Raw genomic sequence first — 13,785 nt, forward strand, 5'->3', positions numbered from 1 at the left:
TCCCTAGATCACTACACCCTCATTCTCAGTTCCCGCCGACGGGCGGGTGTCTGGCGCCGGCCACCCCTTGGGGGAGCTGCGGGCCAGTTGGCGCGGAGCGGCATGTCCCATCCGACGCTCCGCGCCATTTTCCTTTCGACCATCCACTCACGGAACCCCGCGTCAGCAGCGCGGGGCCGTGGGGAGCGCCTGCGTTCGGGCAGGGCAGGGCGCTCCATCGCGCGGGGGGCCGTCCTCCCGGCCTCCCGCGCACCCCTCTACCTCTGTCTGTCCCAAACTGGGGGCGCGTCCGTCGTGGCGTGCCCCGCCTTTCCGAGGAGCCCCGCATGGACATCGTGACCGAGGAAGAGCGCCGGCTGATCGACGAGGCGCTGGCACGGACGCCGGAGGCAGAGCGCCGGGTGCCGACGGGCAAGAGTGCGCTGGCCGAGGAGTACATCTGGGATCCGAAGGTGCGGCAGCTGGTCTGCAAGACGGCCGAGGGGGCGAAGGGCTTCCGCTTCATGAGGCTGGCGCCGCAGCGAAGCCTCGCCGATCGGCTGAAGGATCACGATATCGCGGCGGACATTCGGGATGGCTACGACGTGAGCCAGGTCATGCGGATGCGCGGCGTGAGCCGGTCGTGGGTGATGCGCGTGGTCGAGGCGCGGGGGCTCGAGCTGCCCAGGATGGGTGAGGAGCCGCCCGCGGCGGAGCCGCAGCCGACCGAGGCGGCGCTTAAGAAGGAAGAGATCACCCGCAAGGTCGTGGCGCTGGCTGACGGCACGCGGGGGCTGACCGAGATCGCCCGGCTGGCGGGCTGCCACAAGGACGCGGTGCGCCGGAGGCGCGATCAGCTCGGCCTCGACATTCCGCCGGCAAAGCGAGGCGAGGCGGCATGAGCAGATGTGTCGTGAAGTCAGGCCTTGTGGCGGATGGCCGGCCGGTCCAGACAGGGACACCCGCGTGTTCCCCCGACGCGCGGCCGGCTGGTCGCAACGTTCCCAACCTGGCGACGGCCTGGCGCGGCGACAGTTTCCATGCCGCCGTCGCGCCATCCCCATCCCTTGATGTCTATGACCTTTGCCGCCGCCTCGGCGCGGGTGCTTGCGGCTGCGCGGCACGCGGCGAGGGGCCCTGCGCGGACCTGCTGGATCTGCTCGACAACCACGGTTCGGTCGAGGCCGCCCACGCGGCAGAGCTGCGGCGCATGGAACAGGTGGCCCGATGCGCCCGCTGGTGAATGGACCGGGCCTGCGGGCCGTCGATGGCGAGGAGCTGGAGGAGTATCCGTTCCCATGGGGCACCCGGCTGGAGAGCCATTCCTACTTCCAGCTCCACTATGATCGCTGGCTGGAGAGCGACTTCTACACCCGGACTTCCCGGAAGGGAGACTGGGATGTTCAGGGGCTCGCCGTGGCCATCTGGTGCAAGGCACGCAAGCAGGACCCGGTGGGCACCATGCCCTCGGACCAGTCCCTGATCGCCGATCTGCTGGGCCTCTCCCTGCAGACCTGGGAAGGCTACCTCCGCCGCGATCCCTCGCCGCTCTACGGCTGGCGGCCCTGCCGGGTCGGCCGCGAGGTGCGGCTGATGCATTCCGTGGTGACCGAGGTGGTCGCCGCGGCGATCGGCTCGCGCGAGAAGAACGCCGACCGGGCCGCCGCCGACCGGGAGCGCAAGGCGCTTACCCGGCTGAAGCGCTCGCTGAAGGAGCTGGGCTTCGAGGCGGTGGCCGAGCAGGCGCAATACGTCGTCCGGCTGAATGCCTGGATGGATGCGCATTACCCCGAAGGAAACCGGACGCCGTCGCGGATCGTGGCGGGTGTCGAGGCGCTGACCAGGCGCTGAGCGGGTTGTCCCAATTCTGTCCGTTTTTGTCCTGCGGACAGAACCGGACAGAATGCGGACAGAATGGCGGACATTCTGTCGGCTGCATGAGAGGAAAAGGAGACGAAAAGACATGAATACGAAAAGAGATCTTCGTCCCACTCCCGATCAGCCGGCGTCCCTTGTGGGTAAGTTGAGCTTGGGCTGAGAAAGGGTAGGAAGATGCAACAGGTGCAGGACCATGAGAGCAAGCGGGACCGCGTGAGGCGGTTGCTGCTGGACCGGTTGAGCAGCATCGGGTTCCGGTTCCCGAAAGGGACCGACCCGGCGGAGGCGCAGAAGCGCCTCGATCGGCTGGCCGATGAGCTGGGCTACATGACCGACCTGAACCTGGAGCGGCTGTTCGAGGCGATGCGCTCGAAGGGCGAGGGCAGGGCGCGGGACTTCTGGCCCAGCCACGCCGCCTTCATCGCCCTGGCGCAGCTTGCCCAGCCGCGCCCGCTGCAGGAGATGCCCGGGCTGGCGAGCTGGTTCGGCAGCGCCGCCGGGCGCGCCGCGCTCGCCGAAGGCCGCCTGGTGGCCGAGTACCGCTGGTGGCGGGAGAAGCACCGCCCGCCGCTGAATGCCCAGGAGCGCCGCATCATCGCCGGCCGGGCAGGGGAGGCGCAGGCCAGGGCCGCGCGGGTCAAGGAACGCCTCGGCCACGCCCTGCCGGTGGATCCGGTGGACCGAGAGTGGCTCGCAGCCTTCGAGCGAGACGAGGCGGCAGCGCGAGACCTTGTAGATCTGGGGCAGACGAAGGAGCAGGCGGCATGATGATCCCAGACCAGGAAGCCTTTGAACGCGCCCGGGAGCTGCCGGGGATCTACGTCAACAGCCGGGGCACGGCCTTTGTCGGGGAGCTGCCCGGGCAGCGGCTGGCGGAGACGGATGCCGCGGCGGCGGATGTGCTGTCCCGGGCGCAGCCGCCGAAGCTCTGCGGGCCGGAGATCCCGGCGGCGCCGGCCCGGGGGCCGATGAGATCGCTGACCCCGACGCGGCTGGTACGGGGCCTCGAGGGTGAGATCAGGCGCGAGGAGGCTGGCTACGAGGGCCGGAAGGCAGCCCGGGCGCTGGATGTCTTCGACCTGATGGTGGCGCAGTCGCGCCGGTCGCATGGCCGCCTGGTGAAGCAGGCGAAAGCGCGGGGCGAGGTGGCGCCGGCCTTCGTCTCGCCCTTCACGGTGGGGCAGGTGGAGACGGCGCGGCTCTACGCGGCGCTGACGGAGCGCTGCGCCAGTTCGGGAATGCGCTGCACGCGCTGGAGCGCCGCCCCGGGCGGCAGCTCGTCTCCCGGCGAGCGCGAGCTCGCGATCCAGCGGGACCTGCAGCGGCTGCGGGCGCTGCAGGCGCGGATCGGCGATGGCCTGGTAAAGGAGGTGCGGCGGATCCGCCCGGGCGGGCGTCCGCGCCGCCCGATCCGGGCACGGGCGCTGGTGGACGGCGTCTGCCTGGCGGACCGCAGCCTGAAGGCGGTGCTGGAGGCCCATGGCTGGGGCTATGACGCCCGGAGCCTGGAGGGGCTGAGGACGGATCTCCGCGCGATCCTCGATCGGATGGCGGGGGGCTGATCTGCGCCAGGACGGAGAAGATGGAGCGGGGCGGCTAGGGAGACGCCCTCAGCCCGTTGCGGACCTTCACGCCTGGCGCAGCATTGTGGTCAGCACAGGCACGAAGGGTGGGAAGCGGCCCAAAGCCGACCTTCGCTGCGCAATTTACGCACGGCAGCAGGCCGGAGGTGTCCGACCCCGCCTTTGTTCGCACTACGACTGCGGATCGCTCAACCGAAGAATATTCTTTCCGGATGGAGGTGTCATGTCGCATTCGGAGCCGTTCCCAGACAACACACCCCTGATCAAGGCCTAGGTAATCGTTCTAAGCAACTTTGGCGCACGATGCCCAGATACCGTACTTTGATTGATGAGCTCGTCCATATCATGCCCCCTTGCGACGAGCGCCGCCGGGGGCGAGAATTGACGGTGCCGAGATGCCGAAATCGGTCTACGTGCCCGATCCGATGGTCACGGCCGAGAACGTCGATGAGGTTTGCAAACCCAGGCCGTCGAAGTAACGGCCCTGGTCGGAAAACGGAAAGGGCAGCATCGCAGGACGCTGCCCTTTTTCATTTCGGGTGAACTTCTTGGTCCTGTCGCACAGGGCAGGCCTCAGGCGGCCTGCCGTCCCAGCAGCGTGTCGGCCAGGCGCAGCGCCAGCGCGGCCCCCGTCAGCGTCGGGTTCACGCATCCGGTCGAGGGGAAGACAGCGGTGGAGGCGACATAGAGGTTGTCGTGATCGTGGCTGCGCAGGTTGCCGTCGACCACCGAGGTCTTGGGATCGTGGCCCATGATCAGCGTGCCCATGATGTGCTGGCGGTTGGCCTTGCCGGGGTTGTCATCGTCGATCTCGGCATCCAGCACGCGGGCGATGTTCTTCACATCCTCGATCGCGGCGGTGCGCCCGTCGTCCCAGTACTGGTTCACGTCATAGTAAAGCTCGGGCACGGGCAGGCCGATGGCATCCACCTTGTCCCGGCTGGGGGTGACGCGGTTTTCCGGGTTCGGCAGGGTCTCAAGGTCGATGCCCAGGATGATGCTACGGGACACCTGGTCGCGCAGCTCGTCAAACAGCTTGGTGCCCATGACGCCCTTCTCCAGCAGGCCCGCCGCGATCCCGCCGTGGGTGGTCAGGTTGTAGAAGGTGGTCTTGTAGGCGGACCTTTCGCTGCGGAAATCGCCATCGCGGCCGTTCATCATGCACAGCAGCGAATTGGGCCCGGTCCCCGGCCAGACCGGCTCTGCGGTCTTCAGGGTGAAGGTCAGCCCGGTGTGGTCCATCAGGTTGCGACCGACCATGCCCGAGCTGTTGCCGATGCCGTCCGGGTACTTGTCCGAGGTCGACATGAGCAGGATCTTCGGGCTTTCGATGCCGTTTGCCGCGACGATGAAGTGGCGGCCGGTGATCGTGCCGTCGGTCTTGTCGGGGCGGCGGAAGGTGGCGGAAACGATCTGCCCCGTGTCATCGGCATCCAGCCGGTAGACGACGGAGTTGGTCAGGATCTTCGCGCCCGCCTTGATCGCCTTCTTGACGTGGATATCGCCGGTGTACTTGGCGCCGATCGGGCAGATTGGATCGCAGGAGTTGTTGCCGGCGCAGGCGGGGCGGCCATCCTGGGCGACCGACAGGCGGGCATTGGGTTCGTGCAGGGCATCGTAGCCGCCGGCCTGCAGCTTCTCGGCCATGACCTTCTGGCCCCAGCTCAGCGGGTGGCCCGGCGTGGGATAGGGCTTGGAGCGGGGCGGGAACTGGCCGCCGTGCTGGCCGCTCTGGTCCTCGTCGTCGTAGCCGTTCACGCCCATCTCTTCCTCGGCGCGCTGGTAGTAGGGCTCGATCTCGTCATAGCTGACCGACCAGTCGCGCCCGACGCCATGGTCGGTCTTCAGGCTGAAATCGCTGGGCAGCATCCGCCAGGACACGGAATCCCAGTGCCAGGTGCTGCCGCCGACCATGCGGATGTAGAGCGTGTCATAGGCCACGGGGCCCGTCTGATCCAGGTAGCCGCCGCCCTGCGGATTCCGGGCCCAGGGCAGGTTGGGGTAGGGGGATCCGGCGTAAATGTTCTTGTCGGGCAGGTTGCGGTAATGTTCCACCGCCTTCCAGCGGGTGACCCAGTCGCCGGCCTCGACGATGGCCACGTCCTTGCCGGCCTCGGCCAGCTCGCAGGCCACGAGGGCGCCCAGCACCCCGGAGCCGATCACGACATAGTCGAAATCGTTCTTGGTCGTCTCGTTCATGGAATGAACCTTCTTCTTCGGGGATTAGCGGTGTGTTTCGGTGACCCAGCTGTCGGGGCCGCCGCCATAGGTGGGCACGTAGATGTGGTCCGCGGTCGCGCGGAACATCAGGGCGTCGTGGAAGGCGATCAGCCGGGCGGAACTGCCGATGCCGATCACGCCAAGGTACCAGGCGGAGGTGACGGTGCGGATCGTCTCGTAGACCGGATCCGTTTCGGAAAGGTCGGCCAGCATGGCGTCGATCCCCGTGTCCCTGTGCGCCGCGCAGGCCTGGATGGCCGCCTGCAGGGCGGAGGCAAAGCCGGGATCCGCATCTTCGAGGGCGCCCAGGTAGCGGCCGGCAAGGACCGGATCCAGGCTCTGTCCGGTGATGAACTGCGAGAAGTCCAGGAAGGCCTGCTGATCGGGGGCGGCAAAGGCCGGCCGCGTGCTGCCCAGGCCCGCGGCGCTGGCAAAGGCCAGGGCCGAGGCGCTGCGCAGGAAGCTGCGCCGGCTGAGGCCGGCAGGCGATGCAATGGTCATGGTCAGGCTCCCTTCCTGGAGGTGCGGCGGGCAAGGACCAGGCCCGTGAGAACGAGCACGGCGAGGATCAGGATCAGCGCGATCAACGGCATCGCCTCTCCCAGCTTGGCAAGCGCCGGCTTCGGGCCGCCGTCGATGATGAGCTGCACGTCTTCGGCGGAAAGTCCTGCGTCGCCCTGGCCGAAGGTGCGGGTGACGTAATTGGTCAGCTGCGCGATCTCGTCGTTGCTCAGCTGATTGACATAGGCGTCCGGACCGAAGGCGGGCATCTGCACCTTCTCGCCGTCTACGGTGCGCTCAACGCCCTGCACGATGGCCGAGACCAGGTTGGAGACGTTCACCGATCCCACGGCCGAGTTATGCGTGAGCGAGGGGTATTCCTGCGCATAGCCGCCCAGGCCGTCCGCGCCGTGACAGGAGGCGCAGTTGCCGGAATAGAGGATCGCCCCCTGGGGCGCGTCGGGCAGCGCCGCGCCGCTGGCGACAGCGAGGCCGCGCACGAGCGTGTCGTCCGTGGCGGGCTGACCCATGGCGGAGCGGTCGCTGTCGGCGTTCCGGATCGGCTCCACCTTGCGCAGGTAGGCGACGATGGCGGTGATGTCGTCGTCGACAAGGTACTGGAAGCTGTGCTGCACGGCCTCGGCCATCGGGCCTGCTGCCTGGCCGCGGCCTGCAGCCCGGCCGGTCCGGAGGTAGCTTGCCAGCTCCTCATCGCTCCAGCTGCCGATGCCGGCGGTGGCGTCCGAGGTGATGTTGGGCGCGTACCAGGACCCGACCTGCCCGCCGGCCAGGGCCTCGCCGCCTTTCAGCGCCATCGCCGCGTTGCGCGGCGTGTGGCATGTCGCGCAGTGTGCCAGTGCATTGGACAGGTACTCGCCGCGGCTTTCCTGTTCCGTCAGCGGGCCGGTGAGCGCCGGCAGCGGGTCGGGAGAGAACATCAGGTTCCAGCCGGCCATGCTGGCGCGCAGGCTGTAGGGGAAGTCGAGCTGCGTCACCGGGGCGGGCGTGTCGACCGGGGCAACGTCCTGCATGAAGTAGGTATAGAGCGCGTGCATGTCCGCGTCAGTGATGCGCGCGTAGGCGGAGTAGGGCATCGCGGGGTAGAGGTGCCGACCCCCGGGGGCCACGCCCTCGCGGACGGCACGGGCGAACTCCGCCTCGGTCCAGTTGCCGATGCCGGCGACCTTCGACGGCGTGATGTTGCTGGACCAGATCGCCCCGACGGGCGAGGCGATGGCGTAGCCGCCGGCCATCTCCGCGTGGGCTTCTGGCGCCGTGTGGCAGGCGCCGCAATCGGCGGCCGTCGCGACGTAGCGCCCCTGTTCGATCAGGGCATCCTGGTCGGCCTCGTCTGCCCATCCCTGGCTGGCGAAGGCCATGGTGCAGGTGGCAGCCAGCACCGCGATGCGGGGCATCAGGCGGTGCCTTGGCTGGGGGTGGGTCCTTGGTCTCATAAGCTTTCGGTCTTTTCTCTGTGGTCAAAGTGGCGAAGCGTCATGGCCGCACGAGACCACCCGGCCGGAATGCCGGTGCGACGCCTGCGGCGCCGGAAACGTGTCAGTCGGGTGGAAACCGGAGCATCCAGCGGGGGCGACAAGCGGCACAAATGGCCGTCATGCCGGTGTTTGCCCGGGTTCGAGAGGCGATGACCCTTTGATTTGTCCGTGACTTGGCCGAAATGCCGAAATCAGGGAAGTGGTCCTTGGCTCAAAGCAATTTTGACTCTGGTGCAAAGATGAGCCTGGTCGGGCCTGCGGCATTTCGCCTCAAGTCATTGCAAATTCACGGTTTTCCTCGTAGTCCCGGATACCTTTCAGCGGAGGGGGAGCGCGGGCGCAGAGTGTCCTTGTCCTGTTCCGCCGGCCTCTTTGGTCTGCCCCTGTGGCGCCGCGGCATCAATCGGAAGCATTCATCCGATCGGAGAGGAAGTCGACGAGCGCCCGCACGCGCCCAGGCAGCGCCGGCCCGCCTACGAAGATGGCATGAACCTCGTGCGGGTCTTCCGCGGCATAGCTGCCCAGAATCTCCTTCAGGCGCCCTGCCCGGATGTCCTCCTCGACCGCGAAGCGGGCGACGCGCGCGATGCCGAGGCCTGCAACCGCCAGCATGCCAAGGGCTTCGCCGCTGTTGGCGCGAATGCTGCCGCCGACCTGCACCTCGATCCGCTGCTCGCCGTTGCGGAAGGGCCAGCGCGACCGCCGCTGGTCGAAGTTGAACAGCAGGCACTGGTGGGTGCGCAGTTCTTCCGGGTGATGCGGTGTGCCGCGGCTTTCCAAGTAAGAGGGCGCCGCGACGACCACCATGGGTTCGTTGCCAAGCTTGAGGGCCATCAGGTTGCTGTCCGGAAGCGGACCAAAGCGGATTGCCACGTCGGCCTCGCCCTGGGCCGGGTCCTCCAGCAGGTCAGTCAGGGTCAGGTCGATGTGTATGCCCGGGTAGAGGCGAGCGAAATCCTCGAGAAGCGGCACGATCCGCAGCCGCCCGTGCGACAGCGCGGCCGATATCCGTAGCAGGCCGGTCGGGCCGCTGCCGGCGCTGATCGCGTCCTCCGCCTGGTCCAGGTCGTCAAGGATGCGCCGGGCCAGGATGGCAAAGCGCTGGCCTTCCTGTGTCAGCGTCAGCGCCCGGGTGGAGCGGGTCAGAAGGCGCACGCCCAGCCGCTCCTCGGTCCGGTCCAGCGTCCGGCTGACCCCGGAGGGGGTCATTCCAAGTCGTCGCCCCGCGGCTGAGAAGCTGCCCTCGTCGAGGACGGCAAGGAAGACCTCCATTGCGCGAAGACGGTCCGGTGCCTGGCTCATCTTTGACTTACTCTCAAAAATCGTTTGCTTGGCGACGGCCTACATCGCGACGCCGGACTGGTCCATACCCGGCACATGCTTCTTGCCGGGCCGTGGCCCGACTGCATCCACGTGACATGAAGGAAATCACATGAGGTTCAATCCAGCCCTTGCGGCACTGACGCTAGGCTCCTTTACCATCGGTCTGACCGAGTTCTCTCCGATGGGTCTTCTGCCGGTGATCGCCGATGATCTCGGCATTTCCATCCCGACCGCAGGCATGGTCGTCACGGCCTATGCCTTCGGCGTCATGATCTTTGCCCCGGTGGTGACGCTGGCCGCCGGACGGATGGCGCGCAACCGTCTTCTTGTCCTGCTGGCTCTGCTACTGACCGCAGGCAACCTGCTGGCGGTTCTTTCGCCCAGCTACGAGGTGCTGCTGGTGGCGCGCGTGATCACCGCGCTGTGCCAGGGTACCTTCTTCGGGGTCGGGGCGCTGGTTGCCGCCAGCCTCGTGCCGCCGAACCGCCAGGCCGGCGCCGTTGCGGCGGTGTTCATGGGTCTGACCGTGGCCAATGTCGCCGGCGTGCCCGCCATGACCTACCTGGGCGAATACTCCGGCTGGCGTGTGCCCTTCATGGTGATCACCGCCCTTGGCGTGGTCTCGGCCCTGGCCCTGACCCGCGTCCTGCCGCATATCCCGGCCAAGGAAGGCGTGGACGCCAAGGCCGAGATCGGCGTCATGCTGCGGCGTCCCGTTCTGGCGGCCCTCGGCATGACCGTGATGACCTCGACCGGGCAATTCACCGTCTTCACCTACGTTGCGCCGATGCTGCAGAACACCACCGGTGTCAGTGCCCAGATGGTCACCCTGGCGTTGGTGATCGTTGGGCTTGGCATGACGGTGGGCAATTCTTTGGGCGGCCGTGCGGCGGACAAGTCGCTGCATGTCACGCTGATCGTCACCCTGGTGTCGCTGATCGTCCTGCTGATCGCGCTGAACCTGGTGCTGAACCAGCTGATCCCGACGCTAGTCTTGCTCTTCATCTGGGGCGGCCTGTGCTTTGCGCTGGTGCCCACCATGCAGATGCGGGTGATGGGCGCGGCACAGGATGCGCCCACGCTGGCCTCTTCGGTCAATATCGGGGCCTTCAACCTTGGAAACGGCCTGGGAGCCGTCGTGGGGGCGGCTGTCCTAAATGCCGGGTTCGACTATCCGGAGATCCCGATGGCCAGTGCCGTTGTCTTTGCGATTCCGCTGGTGTTGGTGCTGGTGCAGGGCGCGCGCTCGCGAACCCAGGCACACAGCCACGGTTGAGGGCGCTCGTCATCCGCTGTGGGTGACGCCCAGCACCGACCCGGCGGCGGTCAGAACCGGATCGCCGCCGTGATCTGCCACAGAGATGGGTGTCGCCCGGATCGATATTGCTTAGGTGAACCAGGAGACGGCTGCGTGGCTGAACGCCGGACGGGCGCGCCATCTCGGGGATCTTCGAGATGATCGGAAAATACAGCAGCCCGACCGCGTTGAAATCGAGCGTGGGCAGCGGTGTGTCGCGGAACGGCCCCTCGGGCGCGGTGCCGCGGTGCACGCGGGCGATCTCGCGCGCCAGGGCGTCCAGGTGCAGCAGGTCGGGCGGCGGGCCCGGAAGGTGGCGCTGGCCGGGCAGGCCGGCGCGCAGCAGGCGGCGGCTCGACCCGGTAGCGTTATGGCGCAGGAAGCAGGTGATAATACTGACCTACGCCAGATCGACCTCCGTCCGCTCGACCTGCGGGTGCCAGACCTTCTCGAAGGGTGACTTGACCGGGGCCTGCGCATTGCGGCCGTTCCTGCCCTCTGCGGCGAACTTCCAGAAACCGCCCTTTGGGCGGGGGGCGGAAGTTCGCCGCAGGCGCGAACGCACCCTCGCCAGAACTTGGAAGCGGACATTCAGCCAGGATCGCGCAACTGGATGGGGCGCAACCTACACAGGGGGCGGAAAGCGGAAGTTCGCTGTTCAGTGGACCGATAACCGCTGCGCGCGGGCAAGCGCCGTTCGTGTCCGGCCCAAGAGTGTCCGGCAGGCGCAGGAAGCGGACTTGCAGCAGGTCGTGCCTCGGCGCTTGCGGCTTAGAATTTTCGCACCTTCTCAGCTGGTCGCGGCAGGTCTAGCATGACGTTTGACGTCGTCACGAGGAGCTGAAACTAGTCCTTAGCCGCGCGCGAATTCTTCACTCGTCGGTCTAGGAAGCTGCGCTTGGCGCTTATTCTGAACGCTGGCGGTCCGGCAGCTGGGTCGTCAATTTTCACTCCCCATAAGAAATACTCAGGAAGGGTCATCGACAAGACCGCAGGGACGTCTGGTCGTTTCAGAAAGGGAAACTTGGGAAGCCCAGCGGGTGCCACTAACGGACATACTCAAGAGCGCACGACCGGAGGAGTGGGACTCATTCCAACACGAGGACATCCGGATAGAACCTGAGTAGATCTTGGTACTTCTTGAAGTGTTCTGCCATTTGCATCTTTGTCATGGCTCCGTCGAACGGATCAAATGGTAGATCACTTGCGAGTTTCTCTGCTCTAAGCGAAGGAACTAGGCGCGTAACGAGTTCTCGTTCCCTGGAAGTGAGCGTCGCTATGCGCAATGGGTGAACTTCGGTCCACCTCGACGAGATCAGAGACCAACTCTGTAGCTTTTCCAGATCGATGATCCGGTCTGGGTCTCTTTCATCCACGATCATAGTCGCTGCGAGCATCTGATGACCATCCGCATAGCGCACGAGAGAAAGAGGTCTCACAACCCCGTCGCCGAGCGCGTCAGCAGCTGCAGCTCGGAGAATTCTCGCAAGCAATATTGGATATCCGCTTTCAGTCAGATTGCTCGGCTCAGCGTCCTCAGGAACGTACTGCCCAACTTGCTCCTTGATCCAGCTAAAGCGGTTTCTGAGCTTCTCAGGCTTGGGAAGTGCCTCCTTGCCGCCTTTGATGGCCTTCTCGTTCGCGTTGAGCGTAATCCTTACGACATCGCCATGTTCGCAATTTCGCAGCAGACTTACGAACTCCTCGACGTTTTGCCCCAGATCAGCGGGTCGGACATAGTCCAACCATACAATTTGGCCCTGCCTTCCATGAATTCCCGCTTCTCTGTAGGCTCGGTCCGGATCGGAGGAGAATTCTGCAGTAGTTAGTTCAACACAGCGGCAGTCGGGTATGGGCTTATTGAATTTTTGCCGCGTGACTGTTTTCGGATCTTCGTCGAAGCAGAAAAGGCGTTGAAGTCCGAGCATTCGGTGAACGCGATGATGGTCAGCCATCGGGTAGCCACCCATCGATGCATAGACATAACCGTCCAATCGAATAATCCGCTCTAGACGTCGGAGCAATTCCACGAAGAAGCTACGATCCGCCATCTTCGCGGTACGAAGGTGATAAGGAACGACTGCACCCGCGTTCATCGGTTGCTATACTCCGCCGCATCCAAAGCGTAATCGAACGAAGAACGACCCACTTCATTGTCCGTCAAATCATCGTTCTCGAAAAACTCGCGAAGCGCATCCAGCTCGGCTTTAGCAACCTCAAAAGAAACACGTGGAGCGCGACGCTTCCGGGAAGGCTTCGGAAGATCCGGTACGGAAATCTCGAACCCCTTTAGATTGCCATGCGTAACCGTGCGTAGGCCTTCGTACGCACGCAGCTCCGCTAACGGCCTCGGTGGGGCTTCCTCAAGAAGCTCTTTTCTGTCTTCGTCGGTTTTAAAGTTGTTAGTAAAAGAAGTGAGCTTCTTCGTCGCATCGCGCATTATATCCAATACACGCGCGTAAACGGCTGAAGATCCGTCTAGGCCCCTCTTGGTGGTAGTCAACGGCAGTTTCTCCACGTCGTCAGCGTAAAGTAGCGCGATTCCCGCGATCACAGAATACTGCCCGTGGTACTGCGCTACCCCCCCGGTTCCCCAACCTGTAAGGAAAGTTCGGTCTCGTGAAACTACGACACGATCATTACAAGCGATGGTCCAGCCGGCCGCAGATTTTTCCGCGTGTTCGTTGTCTGCGGCTTCGATCTCCTTCGAGTTGAGTGGCTTGCGTAGGAGCCCGGCGATCACTCTTACCGAAACACCTTCGACCTCACCCCGATAGATGAAAGGTTGCACCCCGCCGCCGCCGAGATCGCCAGTGACCGCCAATGCGAACTCCGCCGCCCGAACAGGCACTTCCGAGACACCTTCGGCCTTAATTACGACCTCGAACCCCTTGGCGATGATCAACGCGTAATGGTCCGCGACGTATTTGCGGAAGCGCTCGATCCAGTCCCTGGAACCCAAGTCGCGACCTACGGTAGGGTACAGGCTTTCAACAATGATTTGGGTACCTGGTTCAGCATTCAGATCAGGTTCGAATTCCGCCAACTCCAGCGGCTTCCAATCGTCGGATTCGAGCCAATCTGCGTCAATCCTTACTTCGAAGGGATCTTCCCCAGTCGATCTAACAGTCGCATCGCGCCCCATCTTGAAGATCGCGCGCTTCATCCCGATACCATAGACTCCAACCGTCTTGCCGTCTCCAGCAGAAGGTTCTTCCGTCGGCGGACGGCCCAGTCGAAAGGCTCGCTTTCGCGCAGTGCCTATCGGTATCCCGCCGCAGTTATCGACTAGAGCGAAACGATCTGCCGAAAGCGTTAACTCAGCCCGATAGCCTCTGTAGGGGAAATCACCTACATTCTCCGCGGCGCCTGATCGCACTGCACCATCAATGCAGTTGTCCAATAGGTCGAGTATCGCATCCCGAAGATCGATGTCGCGCGTGAGCATTGAAACGAAAAAAGACTTTGACGGTCTAGTTTCCGCTATCCGTTCATTGGTCATACAGCT

Annotated in this window: 13 protein-coding genes; 7 read left to right on the forward strand and 6 right to left on the reverse strand. The window is 64.9% G+C overall.

The window, feature by feature from the left end:
- Positions 1-326: 326 nt before the first annotated feature.
- From AC2IR1_RS05050 to AC2IR1_RS05070, 5 genes are all read left to right on the forward strand, one after another.
- Positions 327-881 carry a hypothetical protein gene (locus tag AC2IR1_RS05050; RefSeq protein ID WP_486475186.1) on the forward strand — a complete coding sequence of 185 codons (555 nt, stop codon included), beginning with the start codon at positions 327-329 and terminating at the stop codon, positions 879-881.
- A complete protein-coding gene (locus tag AC2IR1_RS05055; protein WP_486475187.1) occupies positions 878-1,222 on the forward strand; it encodes a hypothetical protein in 345 nt (114 codons plus the stop codon). Before AC2IR1_RS05050 ends, AC2IR1_RS05055 begins: the two co-directional genes overlap by 4 nt.
- Positions 1,207-1,830, forward strand: a complete 624-nt coding sequence (locus AC2IR1_RS05060) for a hypothetical protein (protein ID WP_486475188.1) — start codon at positions 1,207-1,209, stop codon at positions 1,828-1,830. Before AC2IR1_RS05055 ends, AC2IR1_RS05060 begins: the two co-directional genes overlap by 16 nt.
- Positions 1,831-2,031: 201 nt before the next feature.
- Positions 2,032-2,625, forward strand: a complete 594-nt coding sequence (locus AC2IR1_RS05065) for a hypothetical protein (protein ID WP_486475189.1) — start codon at positions 2,032-2,034, stop codon at positions 2,623-2,625.
- Positions 2,622-3,419 (forward strand): hypothetical protein, encoded by a 798-nt coding sequence (locus tag AC2IR1_RS05070; protein ID WP_486475190.1) that lies wholly within the window; start codon positions 2,622-2,624, stop codon positions 3,417-3,419. The genes AC2IR1_RS05065 and AC2IR1_RS05070 overlap by 4 nt, the downstream gene beginning before the upstream one ends.
- 594 nt (positions 3,420-4,013) lie before the next feature.
- Here the strand turns inward: AC2IR1_RS05070 and AC2IR1_RS05075 are convergent.
- The 4 genes from AC2IR1_RS05075 to AC2IR1_RS05090 form a co-directional block, all read right to left on the reverse strand.
- Positions 4,014-5,639, reverse strand: coding sequence for a GMC family oxidoreductase (locus AC2IR1_RS05075; protein ID WP_486475191.1), 1,626 nt, complete (start codon positions 5,637-5,639; stop codon positions 4,014-4,016).
- 24 nt (positions 5,640-5,663) lie between these two features.
- Positions 5,664-6,161 carry a sugar dehydrogenase complex small subunit gene (locus AC2IR1_RS05080; protein WP_486475192.1) on the reverse strand — a complete coding sequence of 166 codons (498 nt, stop codon included), beginning with the start codon at positions 6,159-6,161 and terminating at the stop codon, positions 5,664-5,666.
- Positions 6,162-6,163: 2 nt separating this feature from the next.
- Positions 6,164-7,576, reverse strand: coding sequence for a c-type cytochrome (locus tag AC2IR1_RS05085; RefSeq protein WP_486475193.1), 1,413 nt, complete (start codon positions 7,574-7,576; stop codon positions 6,164-6,166).
- Positions 7,577-8,056: 480 nt separating this feature from the next.
- Positions 8,057-8,959: a LysR family transcriptional regulator gene (locus AC2IR1_RS05090; RefSeq protein ID WP_486475194.1), complete on the reverse strand. Its 903-nt coding sequence runs from the start codon at positions 8,957-8,959 to the stop codon at positions 8,057-8,059.
- Positions 8,960-9,089: 130 nt separating this feature from the next.
- On the opposite strand from AC2IR1_RS05090, the gene AC2IR1_RS05095 reads away from it, so the two are divergent.
- Together AC2IR1_RS05095 and AC2IR1_RS05100 are read left to right on the forward strand one after the other, a co-directional pair.
- A complete protein-coding gene (locus AC2IR1_RS05095; protein WP_486475195.1) occupies positions 9,090-10,256 on the forward strand; it encodes an MFS transporter in 1,167 nt (388 codons plus the stop codon).
- 115 nt (positions 10,257-10,371) lie between these two features.
- Positions 10,372-10,737 (forward strand): hypothetical protein, encoded by a 366-nt coding sequence (locus AC2IR1_RS05100; RefSeq protein WP_486475196.1) that lies wholly within the window; start codon positions 10,372-10,374, stop codon positions 10,735-10,737.
- Between the two features lie 628 nt (positions 10,738-11,365).
- On the opposite strand, the gene AC2IR1_RS05105 is transcribed toward AC2IR1_RS05100, so the two are convergent.
- Positions 11,366-12,373 carry an O-methyltransferase gene (locus AC2IR1_RS05105; protein WP_486475197.1) on the reverse strand — a complete coding sequence of 336 codons (1,008 nt, stop codon included), beginning with the start codon at positions 12,371-12,373 and terminating at the stop codon, positions 11,366-11,368.
- Positions 12,370-13,779 carry an ATP-binding protein gene (locus AC2IR1_RS05110; protein WP_486475198.1) on the reverse strand — a complete coding sequence of 470 codons (1,410 nt, stop codon included), beginning with the start codon at positions 13,777-13,779 and terminating at the stop codon, positions 12,370-12,372. Before AC2IR1_RS05110 ends, AC2IR1_RS05105 begins: the two co-directional genes overlap by 4 nt.
- Positions 13,780-13,785: the final 6 nt, after the last annotated feature.

The organism is Pseudooceanicola sp. NS-SX8, from assembly GCF_057380755.1.

Coding starts and splice junctions, on each gene's coding strand:
- AC2IR1_RS05080 (WP_486475192.1), bottom strand. CDS start 6,161: ATGACCATTGCATCGCCTGCCGGCCTCAGCCGGCGCAGCTTCCTGCGC.
- AC2IR1_RS05050 (WP_486475186.1), top strand. CDS start 327: ATGGACATCGTGACCGAGGAAGAGCGCCGGCTGATCGACGAGGCGCTG.
- AC2IR1_RS05075 (WP_486475191.1), bottom strand. CDS start 5,639: ATGAACGAGACGACCAAGAACGATTTCGACTATGTCGTGATCGGCTCC.
- AC2IR1_RS05095 (WP_486475195.1), top strand. CDS start 9,090: ATGAGGTTCAATCCAGCCCTTGCGGCACTGACGCTAGGCTCCTTTACC.
- AC2IR1_RS05055 (WP_486475187.1), top strand. CDS start 878: ATGAGCAGATGTGTCGTGAAGTCAGGCCTTGTGGCGGATGGCCGGCCG.
- AC2IR1_RS05065 (WP_486475189.1), top strand. CDS start 2,032: ATGCAACAGGTGCAGGACCATGAGAGCAAGCGGGACCGCGTGAGGCGG.
- AC2IR1_RS05070 (WP_486475190.1), top strand. CDS start 2,622: ATGATGATCCCAGACCAGGAAGCCTTTGAACGCGCCCGGGAGCTGCCG.
- AC2IR1_RS05085 (WP_486475193.1), bottom strand. CDS start 7,576: ATGCCCCGCATCGCGGTGCTGGCTGCCACCTGCACCATGGCCTTCGCC.
- AC2IR1_RS05090 (WP_486475194.1), bottom strand. CDS start 8,959: ATGAGCCAGGCACCGGACCGTCTTCGCGCAATGGAGGTCTTCCTTGCC.
- AC2IR1_RS05110 (WP_486475198.1), bottom strand. CDS start 13,779: ATGACCAATGAACGGATAGCGGAAACTAGACCGTCAAAGTCTTTTTTC.
- AC2IR1_RS05060 (WP_486475188.1), top strand. CDS start 1,207: ATGCGCCCGCTGGTGAATGGACCGGGCCTGCGGGCCGTCGATGGCGAG.
- AC2IR1_RS05105 (WP_486475197.1), bottom strand. CDS start 12,373: ATGAACGCGGGTGCAGTCGTTCCTTATCACCTTCGTACCGCGAAGATG.